Source organism: Collinsella aerofaciens, assembly GCF_028209885.1.
In the GTDB taxonomy this organism is placed as follows: Bacteria; Actinomycetota; Coriobacteriia; order Coriobacteriales; family Coriobacteriaceae; genus Collinsella; species Collinsella aerofaciens_BA.
On record NZ_JAQLEM010000009.1, the window covers coordinates 65,363 to 78,261 of the forward strand.

Annotated in this window: 11 protein-coding genes; 7 read left to right on the top strand and 4 right to left on the bottom strand. The window is 59.5% G+C overall.

Features of this window, described 5'->3' with window-relative positions:
* The first annotated feature begins 219 nt into the window (after window positions 1-219).
* Complete coding sequence (locus tag PMX21_RS03765; RefSeq protein WP_271758111.1) at window positions 220-1,563, top strand: bifunctional folylpolyglutamate synthase/dihydrofolate synthase; 1,344 nt, start codon at window positions 220-222, stop codon at window positions 1,561-1,563.
* 105 nt (window positions 1,564-1,668) lie between these two features.
* Here the strand turns inward: PMX21_RS03765 and PMX21_RS03770 are convergent, their stop codons facing one another.
* The 4 genes from PMX21_RS03770 to PMX21_RS03785 form a co-directional block, all read right to left on the bottom strand.
* The gene (locus PMX21_RS03770; protein ID WP_271758113.1) at window positions 1,669-2,757 is read right to left on the bottom strand and encodes a M24 family metallopeptidase; all 1,089 of its coding nucleotides are present in this window, start codon (window positions 2,755-2,757) and stop codon (window positions 1,669-1,671) included.
* A 471-nt stretch (window positions 2,758-3,228) separates the two neighbouring features.
* On the bottom strand, window positions 3,229-3,639 hold the full coding sequence (locus PMX21_RS03775) for a DUF1667 domain-containing protein (protein WP_271758115.1): 411 nt from the start codon (window positions 3,637-3,639) through the stop codon (window positions 3,229-3,231).
* A gap of 3 nt (window positions 3,640-3,642) precedes the next feature.
* Window positions 3,643-5,004, bottom strand: a complete 1,362-nt coding sequence (locus tag PMX21_RS03780) for an NAD(P)/FAD-dependent oxidoreductase (RefSeq protein ID WP_271758117.1) — start codon at window positions 5,002-5,004, stop codon at window positions 3,643-3,645.
* A 1-nt stretch (window position 5,005) separates the two neighbouring features.
* Window positions 5,006-6,463 (bottom strand): NAD(P)/FAD-dependent oxidoreductase, encoded by a 1,458-nt coding sequence (locus tag PMX21_RS03785; protein WP_271758119.1) that lies wholly within the window; start codon window positions 6,461-6,463, stop codon window positions 5,006-5,008.
* Window positions 6,464-7,170: 707 nt separating this feature from the next.
* On the opposite strand from PMX21_RS03785, the gene PMX21_RS03790 reads away from it, so the two are divergent.
* From PMX21_RS03790 to PMX21_RS03815, 6 genes are all read left to right on the top strand, one after another.
* Entirely contained in the window at window positions 7,171-7,602 is a 432-nt protein-coding gene (locus PMX21_RS03790; protein WP_035138069.1) for a double zinc ribbon domain-containing protein, read from the top strand.
* Between the two features lie 238 nt (window positions 7,603-7,840).
* Window positions 7,841-9,604, top strand: a complete 1,764-nt coding sequence (gene thrS / locus PMX21_RS03795; RefSeq protein WP_271758121.1) for a threonine--tRNA ligase — start codon at window positions 7,841-7,843, stop codon at window positions 9,602-9,604.
* Between the two features lie 327 nt (window positions 9,605-9,931).
* A complete protein-coding gene (locus PMX21_RS03800; RefSeq protein ID WP_271758123.1) occupies window positions 9,932-10,522 on the top strand; it encodes a hypothetical protein in 591 nt (196 codons plus the stop codon).
* A gap of 83 nt (window positions 10,523-10,605) precedes the next feature.
* On the top strand, window positions 10,606-11,307 hold the full coding sequence (locus PMX21_RS03805) for a sugar transferase (RefSeq protein WP_271758125.1): 702 nt from the start codon (window positions 10,606-10,608) through the stop codon (window positions 11,305-11,307).
* Window positions 11,308-12,216 carry a glycosyltransferase family 2 protein gene (locus PMX21_RS03810; RefSeq protein ID WP_271758126.1) on the top strand — a complete coding sequence of 303 codons (909 nt, stop codon included), beginning with the start codon at window positions 11,308-11,310 and terminating at the stop codon, window positions 12,214-12,216.
* Between the two features lie 32 nt (window positions 12,217-12,248).
* Window positions 12,249-12,899 (top strand): UDP-glucose 6-dehydrogenase family protein (locus PMX21_RS03815; protein WP_465038254.1); only part of this gene is annotated, 651 nt, incomplete at its 3' end.

Consider the following 12,899-nt stretch of genomic DNA (forward strand, 5'->3'; position numbering starts at 1 on the left):
GAAGGCCACATTAAGTGGCCTTCGGCTCGTGCGGAACTTGTATCGAGCAAAGCCCCAAACCGCTCCCATGGCGGTTACGGAGGCGTCCGCTGCCTGCCGGTTAGGGCCACTGGGTTGTGGCCTTGATCTTGCTGCAAGCGGATAAAGGCTGATATTGTCAACGCGAGGGGCTCATTCTTTTTGGTGGGCCTCTTTTTCTGTTATGGGGGACTTTGGGTTATGGCTAAGCGTTCTGGGTCGTATGTCGTTCCTTTCTCGTTTGAGCTGCTTTCGTTTGATGAGGCTGTTGGGCTTGCTGCTGATACGGGGCGGATTTCTGGGGATGCTGGGCCTCTGCTTGAGACGGTTGTCGATATGCTTGATGAGCTGGGGCGTCCGGACGAGTACTTTGATTGCATTCAGGTCGCCGGTACCAATGGCAAGACTTCGACCACGCGTTTTTCGGCCGCCATTCTTCGCGGCGAGGGGCTCAAGACCGCGCTGTATACGTCGCCGCAGCTTGTTCGCTATCCCGAGCGCATGGAGGTCGATGGACGCGTCGTGAGCGACGAGGCCTTTGCCCGTGGCGTTTCAGCAGCTGTCGAGGCGGGACATCGCGTGAATGCGCGCCGTGTGGCGGCGGGGGAGCGCGCCTATACCATCACGCCGTTTGACCTGCTGACGGCTGCCGCACTGGTAGTGTTTGCCGAGGCCGCGGTGGATGTTGCCGTGCTCGAAGTTGGCATGGGCGGGCGTTGGGATGCTACGAGTGCGACCGATCCCTTGGCCGTCGCCATTACGGGCATTGGACTCGACCATACACGTATTTTGGGTGATACGCTCGAGGCCATTGCGGGGGAGAAGGCCGCGGTCATCAAACCCGGACGTCTGGTTGTGCTGGGTGAGGGTACGCACGAATCGAGCGTTCAGCGTGTGATGGATGCCCGTTGTCGCGAGTGCGGCATTGTGCCGCTGGTGGTGAACCATGCCACGACCAAGGTGCCGGAGCACGTGGGCGATACGGTTGAGTTTAGCTGCACCACGCCGCGTGCGATCTATGTGTCGAGCATGGTCAAGCCGGCCTATCAGCCGCAGAATGCTGCGTGCGCGATTATGCTATGCGAGGGCTATCTGGGCCGCGAGCTCGATCGCGATACGTTGGATGCATCGCTTATGGGTTGCCCCACACCGGGTCGTTTTGACGTGCTGGGGACCGATCCGCTCAAGCTGATCGACGCCTGCCATAACCCTCAGAGCTGCGAGAACTTTGTGAGTGCACTGGACGAGATCGATTCGTGCGTGGAGAACCGCCCCACGCTGCTGTGTGCCGCGCTGGCCGATAAGGACGTGGCGGGCATCGTTGACGTTTTGGTTCCGGCGTTCCCCCGCGTGGTCGTGACCCAGACCGATTCCGATCGCGCCCTGCCGGCAGAGGAGCTTGCTGCCCTCGTTGATGCCGATAAGCTCGCGGGCGTATACCCGAGCGTGTCCGAGGCCCTCGCTGCCTTCGATGCCGCGGGCGAGTCCTTCGTAGCAGCCGGCACTATCACCCTAGCCGGCGAAGTAGCCGGCCTGCTGCGCTAACCCATCCCCTCATCAGTTGCGGTGAAATAGTTCCTGTTTTTGGGTTCTAGCAGCCCATCCAGGAACTATTCCACCGCAACTTAGTTTGGGGGCTTGGGGACCAGGCTAGTCTAGGCGGACTGGATCGTGGGGGTAGGCGTTGAGAATCTCGACGCCGGTCTCGGTGACGAGGGCCAAGTCCTCGATGCGGACGCCGGTACGGCCGGGGAGGTAGATGCCCGGCTCGATGGAGAACGTCATGCCCGGCTCTACGACCTGCTCGTTGACGAGTGAAACGTCGCCCGGCTCGTGGTCCTGCAGGCCGATTGAGTGCCCCAGGCGATGTGTAAAGTTCTGCCCATAGCCCGCATCCTCAATCACGTCGCGCGCGGCGCGGTCCAGGTCACACATGCGCACACCCGGTGCGATGAGCGCCTCGGCGGCCTCGTTGGCGCGGCGCACGATGTCGTAGATGTGTGCCGTCTCCTCGTCCGGCTCGCCCCAAAAGAACGTGCGTGTCATGTCCGAGCAGTATTTGTTATGACGCCCGCCAATGTCGAACAGCACCACGTCGCCGCGCTTGAGTACCGTATCGTCGGGCTCGTGGTGCGGGTCGCCGGCGTTGGCGCCAAAGCTCACGATGGGCGGAAAGCTAAAGCCCTCGCAGCCGTGATTGCGGTACAGACTGAGCATCTGGTCAGCAATTTCGCGCTCCGTTACGCCCTCGTGGACGAGCTTGATGGCGTCGGCCATCACGGCGTCGTTAGCGGCCGAGGACGCGCGCATGAGCTCCTGCTCGGCTTCGTCCTTGTGGGTGCGTGCGGCGGTGACGGCAAAGTCGCCCAGGAAGAACTCGCTTGCGGCGTGGCGCTCCATGAGCGGCATCAAAAAGCCGGAGCGCATGACGGTGTCGATGCCGAGTGGTTTGGTCGGATCGACCTCGCGAGCGATGGCGTCGGTCACGACGTCGGTATCGGTGTGGTAGGCAACGCGCGCATTGTCATACTCGGGCAGCTGATGCAGCGCGTTGACTAGGATCACCGGCTCGGCGCCGCGCGCGAGCAGCACACCGCAAAAACGCTCGAACATATCGGCATAAAAGCCGGTCAGGTAATAGATTGACCACGGGTCGTTTACGAGCAGCTGTGCGCCGGGGTGCTGAGCCTCGAGCGCATCGAGCACGCGCGCCGCACGCTGGTCATCGACATGTGCCATGAAGCATCCTTTCGCTAGGGTGCCACCATGGTATCCCAAGCCCGGCACATAGGGACGTTCCTTTTATGCCGACATTTTGGGACACTCCTTGGCATGGTCACTCTGGCAACCATGCGGGCAAAAGTAGCTAAAAGAGGCCCGTCCCAAATGGGCTGCTTACAAAACTATGGCGGATTACGGGGCTGGACCTGTATTGCTTGACCATGGAAATAATTGCGAATTTAAAACCGCAGGTAGACGGCTTATCAAAAATCGAAAATTGCCGGTATGGATGGGGGTCTACGAATCGGCCCCGTAATCCGGCATAGTTTTGAAATGACGCTAAAGTAGACACAGGCTAAATACCGATTCCAAGGATAGTTGCGGTGGAATAGTTCCTGGATGCCGGGGTTTTGGCGGAAATCAGGAACTATTTCACCGCAATTGAGGAGGGGCGGGGTGGATGGCGGGGTAGCTAAAAGAGCCCCGTCCCTAATTAGCTACTTGGGCTCGGTCGATGTCCATGCTGGCGATTAGGTTGATGTTGGTGTCTAGGAGGTTCTTTAGCACGACATCTCCCATGCGGATGGGAGCTTCGACGACCAGGCCGCGGATGAGGTCCATGGCTTGGGCGTGAAGTTCTAGCGGGATGGCTTCGGCCGTGCGCACGGGGAGCAGGGCTTCGTCGCCGCCGGAGACGGCCACGGTCGTCGTGAGCACGCGCATGGGGCAGGTGAGCTCCTGATGCGCGAACGTATCGCCGCGCGGGCAGTTGTTGCCGGTCACGGAGCGCACTTCCACCACGGCGCCATTGGCGTCGCGCTCCACCTCTACGGTCAGAAGGCACTCGGATGGGCAGGTGGTGCAGTTGAACTGCAGCGTTTCGACCACGTTATCGCTCATAGTTTATGCCTCCTCGATGGAATCGACGGATAGAACAATCTCGCTGGCACCCAGATCGAGCGCCTGCTTGATGACCTTTGCCGGCAGTGGGAAGCTTTCCATAACACTCGGTTTAAACGGGCGGACCTTGCCCACAAACAGCTCCTTGCCGTCGGCTAGGATTCGTACGCAGGCGGCGTCGACCGGTCGGCGGACGCGGAAGTTGAGTTTGGTGAGTGCCACAGCCGTAATGCGTGCCGGCAGCGCGTAGCCCGCGTTGCCGGCAGGGGAGACCTTGAGCTGGCAATTCGCGCCCGCAGCGCCCGCATCGGCCACAGCACCACAGACCAGTGCGTACGCCGCCGCAGCTGCGCCAGCCCTCTCGGACTCGGTCGTCACGTTGTCGGCCAGGTCGTGCACGTGCAGCACGTTGCCGCAGGCAAAGACACCCGGCACACCCGTCTGCAGACTCTGGTCCACCACGGCGCCGCGCGTGCGCGGGTCAAGCTCTACGCCCGCGGCAACCGAAAGCTCATTCTCGGGAATCAGGCCTACCGAAAGCAGCAGCGTGTCGCACGGAACAATGCGCTCGGTCCCCGAAATGGGCGCCAGGCGCTCGTCGACTTGGCTCACCTCGACGGCTTCCACGCGGTCGTGCCCGATCACGCGCGTGACTGTGGTGGACAGATGCAGCGGAATTCCAAAGTCGTCCAGGCAGTTTTTTACATTGCAGCGCAGACCGTTGGCGTACGGCATGAGCTCGTACACGCCTTCGACCGAAATCCCCTCGAGCGTGCAGCGACGTGCCATGATCAGCCCGATATCGCCCGAGCCCAAAATGACGGCGCGCGAGCCAGGCTTGAGGTTCTCGATATTGATGTATCGCTGCGCCAGGCCGGCCGTAAACACGCCGGCGGGACGACTGCCGGGGATCTTGATCTCGCTGCGGGTGCGTTCACGGCAACCCATGGCAAGGACGATTGCGCGCCCGGTGAGCTGCAGCATGCCGGCAGGGCTCATGAGCGTGACGGTGTGGACCGCGGTGTCTTCCGTAGGCTCGCCTGAATCTATCCCAATCACCATGCTGTCCAGGAACAGCGCAATGTCGGTTGCGTGCACCTGGTCGATAAAGCGCTGCGCGTACTCGGGACCGGTGAGCTCCTGCTTAAAGTGCGACAGGCCAAAGCCGGGGTGGATGCACTGGCGGAGGATGCCGCCCAGGTGCTGCTCGCGCTCCACGATGGCCACGCGTGCGCCTGCCTTATGCGCGGCCAGCGCAGCCGCCATGCCGGCAGGTCCGCCTCCGATGACGACCACGTCGAAGGCTTGCGTTTGTACGGCTTCGACGACGTTGCAATCAATCGCGCTCGATTTGAATTCCGCCATTCTAGCGCACCCCCTTCAGCGGTCCCTCAACCAACCAAGATCCGGCATCTTCCAGCAGCACCTCGCTGGGGTCGCAGCCCAGCTCGCGCGCCAGGATCGCCACCACACGACTCTGGCAAAACCCGCTCTGGCACCGACCCATGCCGGCGCGACAGCGGCGCTTGACGCCCTCGACCGAAACCGCGCCCGGTTGGCGTCGAATCGCGGCCACGATCTCGGCCTCGGGCAACGTCTCGCAGCGGCAGACAATCTGTCCCCACGCGGGGTCGGACTTGATCAGCTCTTCCTTGCGCGCCAGCGGTGCGCGGTCAAAGTCGTCCGGCGCACGGCGAATCGGGTTCCAGTCCGCCCGCTCGTGCAGTTCCACGCCCGCCTCACGCATCACAAGCTCCATGTGCTCGGCAATGGCAGGCGCGCTTGCCACACCCGGCGACTGAATGCCCGCCGCCTGGAAAAGCCCCGGCACCACGGCCGACTGTCCAATAAAGAAGTCGTTCGTTCCCTGAATGACCGGACGCCCGCCGGCAAATGCGCGCACCACGCGGCGCGTATCCAGATCGGGCACCAGCTTGCGCGCGCCGGTCAGCAGCGCGTTCACATCGCTTGCATAGGTCTGCGTGTCACCTGGCTCGCGCACAGCGGCGGTTGCGGTGATCACGGTGTTGCCGTGTACGGTGCCCGTGACGATAACGCCCTTCGATATCGGCGTCGGCACGGGGTAGAGCGGCATGAGCGTGCGCGGCTCCTTGTCCAGCACCACGATGTTTCCCTGGCGCCAGACCATCTGGAACTCCTCGGCACCCGCCATATGCGAGATGTCGGCGGCGCCGTTGCCCGCTGCGTTGATCAGATAGCGGCAGCGCACGTTGCCAGCGGGGGTCGCCAGCGTAAAGCGCACGGCTCCGTCATCCGAGTCGGCGACCTCAATGGCCTCCACCGGTGAGGAGCGCATAAACGTCACGCCGTTGGCGACCGCGTTCTCCAGCGCGGCGATGGCCACTTCAAATGGGTCAACGTAACCGGTCGAAGGGCACCACAGCGCGCACGAGGCCTGGGCACTCGCGCGCGGTTCCAGCTCGTGGATGCGGTCGGGGCCGACGATCAACAGCTCGGGCACGCCGTTGGCCAGGCCATTCTGGCGCAGCTTCTCCAGGTGCGCGCGGTCCTCGTCGCTAAAACCCAGCACCATCGAACCGGTGCGGCAGAACAGAAAGCCCAGTTCCTGTGCCCACGTACCGTACAACTCGCAGCCACGGGCGTTAACCTGCGCCTTTACGGTTCCCGGCGCCGGATCGTAGCCGGCGTGCACCAGGCCGCCGTTGGCCTTCGACGCGCCCAGCGCAATATCGTTAGCCGTCTCGACCACGCAAATGGAAAGGTCAAATCGAGCGAGCTGCCGCGCGATGGCGCATCCGGTGATGCCCGCGCCGACAATCGCGATATCAAACGTTTCCGTCACAGTGCCTCCCAGATGAGTTGACAGGCTGTCAATAAGACTATCCTACGGTCTACACACCCCCAGCGCGGCGGCAATGCGGCGAACAGCCCCGCAACACCCGCCAACGGCAGGCGCGGGCCGGCCCAGCACGGATGCTGGCCACGTTAGACCGCGAGATCTTCCCACCAAACATCGCGGTCGTCGCCGTTACCTGTTACAGATTGAGATGCTGCGTCCACAGGCGCACGTTCATCTCGATTTGTAACGATAGGCGGGGAATTGCGGTCCTACGTGTTACAGATCGAGACGGTAGCCCGTCGGGTTACTCGTATGTCTCGATCTGTAACAGCTGGCAGAGTTTTTGGTTCCTTTCTGTTGCAGGTCGAGACAATCTTTCCGACGGATTCTGGTTGTCTCAATCTGTAACAGAAAGAACTGTTTTTGGGTTCTAGATGTTACAGATTGAGATTGAAGTCGGGGAGAGATTCCTCAGTCTAAATCTGTAACATCTGGACCTGTTTAAGCTGAGCAACTGTTACAGATTGAGACATTGGGTCTGGAAGTTTCCGTTTGTCTCGATCTGTAACATCTAGACCCGGATTCCGCTCCCACCTGTTACAGATTGAGATGTTTGTGTCCGCGCCAGCCCCGCCCCTAGCCGTGGTCCCATATAAACAAACCCCGTGGTAAACTTGACCGGACTGTTAATATTCCGAAAGGTACCCGTAATGTCCAAGTACATCTCCGAGCTCATGTCGCCGCAGCTTATGGGCGTCGTCTATGCCTTCGTTGGCTTTATCATCGCCCTGTATGTGCTGTCGGTCGTCTATGTGTTCATCGACGCTCGCCGCCGCGGCGCCAGCGCCTACGTGGCATGGGGCATCATCGCCCTCATCCCGTTTGTGGGTCTCATCGCCTACCTGGTCCTGCGCCCGCACTCCTACGCGGCCGACCGCGAGGAGCAGGAGCTGGACATGGCCCTGCGCGAGCGCCAGCTTGCCCAGTACGGCACCTGCCCGCAGTGCGGCGCTCCCATCGAGAAGGACTTTGTCGTGTGCCCGGTGTGTGATACCCAGGTTCGCAACGTGTGCCCCAGCTGCCATCGCCCGCTCGACGCGCACTGGAAGGTCTGCCCCTACTGCCGAACTCGCATTCAGTAACGCATCCATCGCCGGGCCGGCCGCAAGCCACGGGCGCCGCGCGTCACGCGCAAGCCGCACGCGCGTCCCACAGCCCCGCCCCCACACGATGAAGCATGCGTAGAAAATCGCCCGCCGCTCCATTAAGGTGCGGCGGGCGCTTGTATACCAAGGCAACCTGCCTATAATGATGCAAGTCAAAAACGCCGAGCGCATCGCACGCACTTGCATCAGGCATCCGAGAGGAGAAAACATACCCATGAAGGCACTCTACAATGACGGTTCGGTGGCCGAGCTCCCGCAGGACGAGGTCACGCACGTCATCCGCCACTCCGCCGCGCACATCATGGCGCAGGCCATCAAGCGCCTCTATCCCGAGGCCGACTTTGCCTACGGCCCCGCGACCGACAACGGCTTCTACTACGACGTCGACCTGCCCGAGGGCGTCAAGATCAGCGAGGACGACTTCCCCGCGATCGAGGCCGAGATGAAAAAGATCGTCAAGGAGAACCTCAAGTTCACCGTGTACGAGAAGCCCCGCGCCGAGGCCATCGCCCTTATGGAGGAGCGCGGCGAGAAGTACAAGGTCGAGCATATCGGCGACCTGGACGACGACGCCCGCATCACCTTCTACCAGCAGGGCGACTACATCGACATGTGCGTCGGCCCCCACATCTGCTACACCAAGGCGTTGAAGGCCTTTAAGCTCACCGGCGTCTCGGGCGCTTACTGGAAGGGTGACAAGGACAACAAGATGCTCACCCGCATCAACGGCGTCGCCTTTGCCACCAAGGAAGAGCTCGACGAGCACATGCACATGCTGGAGGAGGCCAAGAAGCGCGACCACCGCAAGATCGGCCGCGAGATGGACCTCTTTATGATGCGTGACGAGGCCCCCGGTTTCCCGTTCTTCCTGCCCAACGGCATGATCCTTAAGAACACGCTGCTGGACTATTGGCGCGAGATTCACCGCAAGGCCGGCTACGTGGAGATCTCCACGCCGCTCATCATGAACAAGCAGCTGTGGAAGACCTCGGGCCACTGGGACCACTACAAGGACAACATGTACTCCACCGTCATTGACGACGAAGAGTACTGCATTAAGCCCATGAACTGCCCGGGCGGCGTGCTGGTGTACGCCTCCAAGCCGCACTCCTACCGCGAGCTGCCCATCCGCGCCGGCGAGATTGGCCTGGTGCATCGCCACGAGCTGCGCGGCGCCCTGCACGGCCTGTTCCGCGTGCGCTGCTTTAACCAGGACGACGCCCACCTGTTTGTGCGTCCCGACCAGCTGACCGACGAGATCGTGGGCGTGGTCAACCTGATCGACTCCGTGTACCAAAAGTTTGGCTTTAAGTATCACGTCGAGCTTTCCACCCGCCCCGAGGACTCTATGGGCTCGGACGAGGACTGGGCTCGCGCCGAGGAGGGCCTGCGCACCGCTCTGGAGAAGCTGGGCATGGACTACGAGGTCAACGAGGGTGACGGCGCCTTCTACGGCCCCAAGATCGACTTCCACCTGGAGGACTCGCTCGGCCGTACCTGGCAGTGCGGTACCGTGCAGCTCGACTTCCAGATGCCGCTCAACTTTGATCTGGAGTACGTGGACGCCGACGGCACCAAGAAGCGCCCCATCATGCTGCATCGCGTGTGCTTTGGCTCCATCGAGCGCTTCATCGGTATTCTGATTGAGCACTTTGCGGGCAAGTTCCCCACTTGGCTCGCTCCCGTGCAGGTCAAGGCGCTTCCGGTCTCTGAGAAGAGCCGCGACTACGCCCACGAGGTGTGCGCCAAGCTGGAGGAGGCCGGCATCCGCGTGGTCTGCGACGACCGTGACGAGAAGATCGGCTACAAGATCCGCGAGGCCCGCAGCATCGACCGCGTGCCCTACATGCTTATCCTGGGCGAGAAGGAGGTCGAGGCCGGCAACATCTCCGTCCGCGACCGCTCCAACGAGACCGTTCAGATGAGCGTTGACGAGTTTGTTGCCAAGGTGCTTGAGGAGATCAAGACCCGCGCTTAAGGCAAGCTACACAACAATTAACAAAGGCGACCGTCCACAAAGGGCGGTCGCCTTTTTCATGCCGAAATAAGAAAAGCCGCTGGTTGAGCGGCTTTTTTTGTTGCACAAAAAGGTACAGATTTTTGTATCTTCCGACAGATGACATTATACGAGCAATTAATCAGTGTTTGCCCAGATTACGCAAAATGTACTGTCAGTAGGTGCATCTCCATACCCCTCTACAAAAACCTGTACTTTTGCGACTGCGCCTAGCTGCGAGCGAGAAGCCTGTTCTAAACGCTCCTGTATTTGCGTGCATCGCAAAGCCAAAAGAGGGGGGGCGAGAACATGGAACAGACGGCACGGCGCCAAGAGCAACTGCCAGGCGCATTTAACGACGCCACCACCAATAGCCAGCACGGCCGCGTCCGCTGGTATCTGGTCCACACCCCCAATGGAAAAGAGCGCGAGACCTGCGAAAAGGTCCGCTGCATTATCCCGCACAACTTGATGCAGGACGCTTTTGTGATGCAAAAGGAGTTCTGGTTTAAGCGGGACGGTGCATGGTCGCTCCAAACCAAACCCATGTACAAGGAATATTTCTTCGTCGCCACGCACGATGCCGCCGCGCTCGATAGGGCGCTGGCCCAGTTGAGCTTTGGCTGTCGCATCGCTGGCAGTAGGGAGCGGGCGTACATGCCCATGCCGGACGATGCGCAGGATTGGTACCGCAGTGTGTTGGACGACGACGGCGTGGTGCGCAACAGCGTTGCGCGCATAGAAGACGGCGTTTTGCACATAGAACAGGGCCCTTTGGTGGGGCAAGAGGCCCGTGTAAAGAAGATCGACCGTCATAAGCGCTGGTGCCTGGTAAACGTGGGCGAAGGCGACTCCGCTTTTAGGGAGCTGCTTGCGCTGGACGTTCCCAACAAAACGTAAGGGAGACGTTGCACCAGCTATTCGTTCGCATTTTTGAATTTACCGATTGGGGGATCCCCGGACACGGGGACGTAAGTTTGTCTGTGGCTGCTAATGAAGTAACAGAGAGCTGTGTATCCGCGGAGGACGCACTGGCTATTAAAGAGATTAAGCCGAGCGGTACGCTTGGTTACCGCTTTATTAAGAGGCTGTTTGATCTGGTGTTCAGTCTTTTGATGAGCGTACTACTTCTTATCCCTATCGCCATTGTGTGCGCGCTCATTAGCCTCGAATCGCCCGGCAGCCCCATGTATACGCAAGAGCGCGTCGGTAAGGGCGGAAAGACAATCAGGATTTTTAAGCTTCGCAGCATGGTCGCAGATGCTGGCGATGTGCAGAAGTATTTGAGCCCTGAGAAGCTACATCAGTGGGAAGTCGAACGCAAAGTTGACGATGACCCTCGTATTACCAAGATTGGTCAGCTCATTCGTAAATGCTCTATCGACGAAATGCCTCAGTTTATCAATGTCTTGAACGGAGACTTGTCTGTTATTGGGCCTCGCCCCATTACACGGGATGAGCTCGAGCAGCATTTTACGGATGAGGAGAAGGCCGAGCTTCTTTCTGTTCAGCCTGGCATTACTGGGCTTTGGCAAGCTACGGATCGAAATGAAGCAACGTTCGAAAGCGGCATGCGACAAAAGATTGAACTTCGTTACGTACAGAACCGCTGCTTCCGTATGGATTGGAAATGCTTTACCGGCACCTTTGGGGCCATGTTTGGAAAGAAAAGGACGGGGCGATAGATGGTTAGCGAGAATATGCCTCTTGTCAGCATTATTGTCCCGACCTATAAAAGAGCCGATCGACTGGCAAAAGCGCTTAACTCTATTTTTGATCAATCCTACAAAAACCTCGAAATAATTGTTGTTAACGACAATGAGCTTGATTCCGAATGGGATAAGGAGACAAAAAAGGTTCTTTTAGGTTGCGAGGATTCACGTTTAAGAATCGTTCATACCGCTGGTCGTACGGGCGGTGGTCATGCTCGTAACTTTGCTTGTCGCCAAGCGGAGGGCGACTACCTCGCTTTTCTTGACGACGACGATGAGTTTCTTCCGGATAAGGTAGAAACCCAGCTCGACTTCTTGCTGGATCATAATCTTGATATGTGTTGGCAAGACGTTTCTTGGTATGACGAAGCGGGAAAGCTCGTAGAGCATCGTCGTCTAAACCATTGCAGTGATTTCTCTACGCAAGGCCTGCTCAGAGCCCATCTGCTAACTCCTATATCGCCGACGTCGATCTACATGCTGAAAAAGACCCTGTTTGATAAGACCAGAGGTTTTGGAGAAGTTGCAACTGGTCAGGACTGGTGGCTTATGCTCCGTTGTATCGAAACGGGTGCACATATTGGTTATATGCCAGAAGTACACGTGCGTCAGTACCTGCATTCTGGCGAGCGTCTTTCTTTGGGAAACAACAAAGTTGAAGGTGAATTGGCTAGACACAAAGTTGTCCAAAGCTACTATGCGCAACTCGATAAGAAAGATATTAGCTATATAGAGTTTCGGCATAACGCCGTTCTGGCGTTCGCGATGAAGCGTAGTCGACGATACGTGGACGCCGTCAGTTACGCATTCAAAGCGTTTTTCGCTTCGCCCGTCGCGTGCTTTACCGAAGCTCTGAACTTCTTTGGAAAAAGTAAATCATAACCGTTTTTTCTAAATTGATTTAAGGAGTCTTTATGATTGGAAATAAGAAGATCGCTGTCGCCGGTACCGGCTACGTCGGCCTGTCCCTCGCCGTCCTGCTCTCGCAGCACAACGAGGTCCACGCGCTGGACATCGTGCCCGAGAAGGTCGAGAAGATTAACAACTACGAATCGCCCATCCAGGACGACGAAATCGAGCGCTTCCTGGCGGAGGCCAAGGCGGGGGAGCGCAAGCTCGACCTGCACGCCACCGTCGACGTGGCCGAGGCATATACGGGCGCCGACTACGCCGTGATCGCCACGCCCACCAACTACGACAGCGACAGGAACTTCTTCGACACGAGCTCCGTCGAGGCCGCCATCGCCGCCGTGCGCTCGGTGAACCCGGACGCCTGGATCGTCATCAAGTCGACCATCCCCGTCGGCTACACCGCGGGCCTGCGCGAGAGGCTGGGTGACGACAAGATCTTCTTCAGCCCGGAGTTCCTGCGCGAGAGCAAAGCTCTCTACGACAACCTGCACCCTAGCCGCATCGTGGTTGGCGCGCCGAAGGAGGACCCCGAGGCCGTCGCGGCCGCCGAGAAGTTCGCCGGCCTGCTCGCGCAGGGCGCCGACCCCGCCGAGCTGGAGCGCGTTAACGCCGACGGTACCGTGGGTATCCCGGAGCTCGTCCTGGGAACCACC

Bases quoted from the DNA above. Each gene is read 5' to 3' on its own strand.
- PMX21_RS03765 (WP_271758111.1), top strand. From the start codon at position 220: ATGGCTAAGCGTTCTGGGTCGTATGTCGTTCCTTTCTCGTTTGAGCTG.
- PMX21_RS03770 (WP_271758113.1), bottom strand. From the start codon at position 2,757: ATGGCACATGTCGATGACCAGCGTGCGGCGCGCGTGCTCGATGCGCTC.
- PMX21_RS03775 (WP_271758115.1), bottom strand. From the start codon at position 3,639: ATGAGCGATAACGTGGTCGAAACGCTGCAGTTCAACTGCACCACCTGC.
- PMX21_RS03780 (WP_271758117.1), bottom strand. From the start codon at position 5,004: ATGGCGGAATTCAAATCGAGCGCGATTGATTGCAACGTCGTCGAAGCC.
- PMX21_RS03790 (WP_035138069.1), top strand. From the start codon at position 7,171: ATGTCCAAGTACATCTCCGAGCTCATGTCGCCGCAGCTTATGGGCGTC.
- thrS (WP_271758121.1), top strand. From the start codon at position 7,841: ATGAAGGCACTCTACAATGACGGTTCGGTGGCCGAGCTCCCGCAGGAC.
- PMX21_RS03800 (WP_271758123.1), top strand. From the start codon at position 9,932: ATGGAACAGACGGCACGGCGCCAAGAGCAACTGCCAGGCGCATTTAAC.
- PMX21_RS03810 (WP_271758126.1), top strand. From the start codon at position 11,308: ATGGTTAGCGAGAATATGCCTCTTGTCAGCATTATTGTCCCGACCTAT.